Below are 1714 nucleotides of genomic sequence, written 5' to 3' on the forward strand. Positions count from 1 at the left end.
CAAAATCCATTGAGAAGAAAGGGATCGAGCGGCGCCATGCCGGCGCGACACAGCATTCGCGGTGCTCGCTTCTGTCGCCGCCATACTCATATCGCGAGATCGCACGTAGTCCTTGATGAACGTGTCTGTCCACAGACCCAATAAGGCATCGGCGACTTTCTTGCCAAGGTCGTCCGCCCACTCGAACTCTCCCCGGAATAGTCCTTTTTCCCAATCAGCCACCTCGCTTCGAAACTCATCGCGGAGCCGATCTTCCGGAGCCGGATGCCTCAATATCTTCTGAAACACGATTACCGGAATGCCCAAATTTCGAGCATGCCTGAACTCGAGGTGCGTTACGGAAAGCTTCTCGACCGAGCCGACGCCACTCTCGGGTATGTAGCCGTAAGCATCACCGAGTAGAAGAATTACCAAATGGCACTTCTCAATATTCTGCTTAATGACATCCCAGCTGGGGAGTCCATTCGGAGAAATGTCTTCCGCGTTTACTGGATGGATATTCAGACGCCTGAGGCTCGCGATCGTGGCACGACGTTCATTCTGAAGATCCTTCATGGTACTACTGACAAATACCTGAACTTGACTCGACATCGCGACCTCGCTGAATAACAAAGAAGCCATATTGACCGAAGACTTTTTGGAATACACCAAACTTTTTATAGATGGCACAGATACGCAGGTCGAGCATCGATAACTGCGGAAACCAGTCGGGGCGCGACCCTAAGGGCGTCGGCGTCTGAACGAACTCTACTGGACAACGGTGGGTGGTCGGCCCCCTTAGGGCCGACATCCTTAGTGGCCCAAACTACTTAGTCACAACCAGCTCACGCCTACATGCGGCGGGAAGCGCTCTGACTGAGGCTTTCAGAGTCCACGAACCTGCGCGTCGGAGCTTCAACGCTCCGCGCGCAGAATTTCTTCTCAAGCCTCCATCCAGTGCAACCATTCGGAGAATCGGCCAAGCGTCTCCCCACTGAGTCGGTCGGCCTTAATAGTGCCCTCCTTCACTGCCATGTAGAAATGATGTGCCAGCATGGGCTTTGACAACTTCGACGCTTCCACGCGCTTTGCATTGGTCGCGCCGGCTGCCAGCTCGTTCCCGACAGCTACGAGCGTTTCAAACTCTTCGCGGGTAAACGCGTCCTCGATGCCGGCACATCCTGCGAGCAACAATGTCCGAGCGGCCCCCTCCTCTGGCGTGAGCTGCCACTTCGCCCGCAGTTGGCGCGACACCTGCTTGCCCTTTTCATCTTCATCAAGAACAGCTTTGAACTCCAGCCGCCATGCCGTGAGCAGGTCGGCGACAACCTTTATGTTGTCAGCGCCGTTGCACGCTATCAAAGAAAGCTCTTTGCCTACTTCAGTGAGCAAGACAAACGCGGAGAAATAGAAGTAGCCGCTGTTTTCTTCGAGGAGTATGTTGCCCTTGCGCTTGATGAGCTGCTGGCTCGAGAAATCGACGCCCATCACGGCGAGCACCGGGGCCAGCGTCATCTGCGACGAAGCGGCGAGTTCAAGCCCTCTCCTGACAATGGTGTTGCTATCTTCGTTCTGTGCATCACGCTCCACGGCCAGGATGCGGTCAATGCGTTTGTGGTCGATGAGGTAGGGACTGTGTGTGCTGTAGACCACCGGCAACGCGCCGCCCAGATTCTCGATGAGCTTCAACACATCTTCCTGCGCCGTCGCATGCAGATAGGCCCCTGGTTCATCG

Annotated in this window: 2 protein-coding genes; both read right to left on the bottom strand. The window is 55.4% G+C overall.

From position 1 onward, the window contains the following. The coding region (locus tag AC1DT2_RS22545) for a DUF4062 domain-containing protein (RefSeq protein WP_477298873.1) at window positions 1-621 on the bottom strand (621 nt) is incomplete at its 3' end. A gap of 300 nt (window positions 622-921) precedes the next feature. Beyond that, window positions 922-1714 (bottom strand): OLD family protein (locus tag AC1DT2_RS22550; RefSeq protein WP_477298872.1); only part of this gene is annotated, 793 nt, incomplete at its 5' end.

It is taken from the genome of Luteibacter sp. P4_E6 (assembly GCF_056401535.1).